The 3,323-nt window shown below is 68.9% G+C and carries 4 protein-coding genes; 2 read left to right on the forward strand and 2 right to left on the reverse strand.

Features of this window, described 5'->3' with window-relative positions; genetic code table 11:
• Together endA and ACFQEU_RS13300 are read left to right on the forward strand one after the other, a co-directional pair.
• On the forward strand, positions 1-723 hold a 723-nt coding region (gene endA, locus ACFQEU_RS13295), incomplete at its 5' end, for a tRNA-intron lyase (protein ID WP_379782909.1).
• Between the two features lie 50 nt (positions 724-773).
• The gene (locus ACFQEU_RS13300; RefSeq protein ID WP_379782915.1) at positions 774-1,934 is read left to right on the forward strand and encodes an inorganic phosphate transporter; all 1,161 of its coding nucleotides are present in this window, start codon (positions 774-776) and stop codon (positions 1,932-1,934) included.
• 128 nt (positions 1,935-2,062) lie between these two features.
• On the opposite strand, the gene ACFQEU_RS13305 is transcribed toward ACFQEU_RS13300, so the two are convergent.
• A complete protein-coding gene (locus ACFQEU_RS13305) occupies positions 2,063-2,314 on the reverse strand; it encodes a hypothetical protein (RefSeq protein WP_379782911.1) in 252 nt (83 codons plus the stop codon).
• Positions 2,315-3,057: 743 nt separating this feature from the next.
• A partial coding sequence (locus ACFQEU_RS13310; protein WP_379782913.1) for a universal stress protein occupies positions 3,058-3,323 on the reverse strand: 266 nt, incomplete at its 5' end.

The following is a 3,323-nucleotide window of genomic DNA, read 5'->3' on the forward strand; positions in this document are numbered from 1 at the left end:
GTCCACTACGCGATCCGGGTCGTCGGCGAGCGCGAGGCGGTCCCCGCGAGCGGGCTGGCCGGGCAGACGCTCGCCGTCGTCGACGAGGAGAGCGACATCACCTACTTCGGGGTCGACCGGCCCGCGATCGACGGCGCGACCGACTACGAGCCGCCGGCGGACGTCCGAGGAGTGTTACTCTCCGACCGGGTCGTCGTCTGGGACGCGCCAGACGGCCTGTACGAGCGCGGGTTCTACGGGCAGCCGTTGACCGGGCGGGCCGCCGCCGTCGAGGGCGTGCTCCAGCTGTCGCTCTTGGAGGCCGCGTCGCTGGCGGCTGACGACCGACTCGGGCTCGACGAGGTCGTCGAGACCGGGGACGGGGCGGCGGAGAGCGAGAGCGACACCACCGCAGCCATCGTCGCCCGCGGTCGAGCGGTCGAGGGCGACCGGTTCGACCGGCGGCTGGCGACGTACCGCGACCTCCGGGATCGGGATGCGGTCCCGAAAACCGGGTTCAAGTTCGGCGCTGATTTCCGGACGTACCTCGACGTCGAGACCGTCGAGTCGCTCCCGCACTCCGAGCATCTCGTCCGGGTGGTCGAGCCGGGGCACGCGTTCGCACCGCGGGAGCTCTCGCTCGACGTCCGGCTCGCCGGCGGGGTCCGCAAACAGCTGCTGTTCGCGCTGACCGACGGAACGGGACCGATAGAGTGGCTGTCCGTGGGGCGGTTGACGCCGTGACGCTCGCGTTCTGGGTCCTCGTCGCCTTCGCGACGGTGACCTGTCTGTTCATGGCGTGGTCGCTCGGCGCGAACAGCAACTCGCCGCCGTTCGCGCCGGCGATCGGGGCGAACGCCGTGTCGACGATGCGGGCGGCGTTCCTCATCGGGCTCCTCGCGGCCGCAGGCGCGCTCACACAGGGCGGGGCCATCTCCGAGACGGTCGGTGCGGACCTGATAAACGGCGTCCAGATCACGCCGCTCGCGGCGACGACGGGGTTGCTCGTGGCCGCGTCGTTCATGGCGTTTGGCGTGTACAGCGGCTACCCGGTTCCCGCGGCGTTCGCGACGACGGGCGCGATGGTCGGAGTCGGGCTCTCGCTCGGCGGTGACCCCGCCTTCGACACGTACCGCCGGATCGGGACGTTCTGGCTCATGGTCCCGCCCGTCTCCGGCGGACTGGCGTACCTCACCGCGACGATGTTGCGGCGCGACGACGCGCCCGACACCGTCGGGGTGCCGCTGCTCGCGGGGATCGTCGCCGGTATCCTCGCGAACGTCCGGCTCGGCGTGATCCCCCATCCGACCCGCGCGCAGGGATCGGTCGCGGAGTGGGTCTCGCGGGCGGTCGGGCGGGGGATCGACTTGCCGAGTGTGGCCGGCGTCGACCCCGCTATCGTCCTCGTGACGCTCGCGTTCGCGGCAGTGGGCTTCCGGTTCATCCGTCGCCGGACGCAGGCCTCCGTCGACCGCGGGATCCGGACGTTCCTGCTGTTGCTCGGGAGCGTCGTCGCGTTCTCCAGCGGCGGAAGCCAGGTCGGGCTCGCGACCGGGCCGCTGGAGAACCTCTACGGCGCGGAGCTCGGATTGCCCGCCATCGTGCTGCTCGCGGTGGGGGCGACCGGGATACTCGCCGGGGCGTGGATGGGCGCGCCACGGCTCCTCCAGGCGACCTCGCGGGAGTACGCGCAGCTCGGGCTCCGGCGGTCCATCGCCGCGCTCGTTCCCGGATTCATCATCGCGCAGGCGGCGATCACGCTGGGGATCCCCATCTCGTTCAACAACATCATCATCTCGGGCGTGATCGGCGGCGGCCTCGCCGCCGGCTCCGCCGGCGTCTCCCGCCGGAAGATCGGCGTGACGCTCGCGTTCTGGGTGATCACGCTCGTCACCTCGATCGCTATCGGGTTCGGCCTCTACCGAGCGTTCTCGACGCTGCTCGGGACGGCGTAGGGCGTGACGCCGGATCCGGACGGAGAACGATCGAGCGCCGAGAGCGTCGATGGCGATCGTCCGACCGAACCGTCCGTTCGTGTCGACTCTGCCCCTCGATCGCTCGACGGAGACGGGTCCCCGACCGCTTAGGCCTCCGTTCGTCCGATGGAGATGCCGACGAAGAGACCCCCGAACCCGAGTACGATCGCCCCGATCGCTCCGCCGGGCGCGAAGGTCGCCGCACCGATGATGGCTCCGGCCGTCAGGCCCATATAAACCGGCTGAGACGCGGTAACGGGGATCGCGTCACGTGACTGAAGCATCGAGAGACCGCCGACGAGCCAGAGCAAAGCGAGGAACCCGAACCCCAGTATCGTCGGTTGAACGGCGTCGAACATGGTTCGCAGTATAGTATATGCTCACGAACACTTCGTTCTGACGGAGAGCGGGATACGTCCAGCCTGAGTACCCAGAGTCCGGATCTCAATCTCGTATCGACCGGAACGCATCGGACCGAAACCCACCGCGACTCCGTTTCAACTGGGAGCGGAAGTGATCCTCCCGGATCGATAGCAACGACATCATTTAAAAGGACTGTGAGCGGCTGCGACGGTTGTTTATAAACAACTGCGGTGGCGTGCGCCTGCGAGCGCCCGATACGGGCGCGAGCAGTCCGCGCGAGGGAGCCCGGAACGGCGCGCTCGCAAGCGCCGTTCCGGCGAGGCTGGGGAGGTGTGAGGTGCGGGCCGGTTGTGGTGCAGGGTGGGACTCAAAGGGGCAGCCTGCTCCGGGAAGACGGGTGAGGTAAGCACTGGAACGGGCGAGCCTCGCGAGCCCGTTCCAGCGCGCAGCGAGCCCCTCGACCGGAGCAGGCTGGGGCTTTGGACGTACCCACTGTCGATCCACCAGGTATCACTTATAAGCGAGTCCTTCGACCGGAGCAGGCTGGGGCTTTGAACGTGTTCACCGTCGATCCGTCACGGATCACTGATGGCTGAGTGGCTGACGCTTCGAACGGCCTCACCACGCTACCAACCGTTTATAAAGGCCGCTAGCAGCGTCGTTCGACCACGTATAAGCGACGCGACAACCACTCGACGATACGTACTGCCGAGATCGACCACGAGAACGTTCGCGCCGCTCAATCGTCGTGCCGGACCACCGTCACCGTCACGTCCGCGCCGCCGACGACGGCGGTCGCGACGGTACCGAGGAGCCGTCGCGCGATCGACCCGGAGTCCCCGCCGTGACCGCCCATCACGACGTGGTCGACTTCACGCTCCGCGACGGCATCGAGGATCGTCTCGGCCGGATCACCCGTGTCGACGATCGTTTCGACCGTCCGCCCCTCCGCGGCGGCTCGCTCGGCCGCTCGATCGACCAGTCGCTCGGCGCGCTCGCGGGCGC

Origin of the sequence: Halorubrum tibetense (genome assembly GCF_042661865.1) — an archaeon.
In the GTDB taxonomy this organism is placed as follows: Archaea; Halobacteriota; Halobacteria; order Halobacteriales; family Haloferacaceae; genus Halorubrum; species Halorubrum tibetense.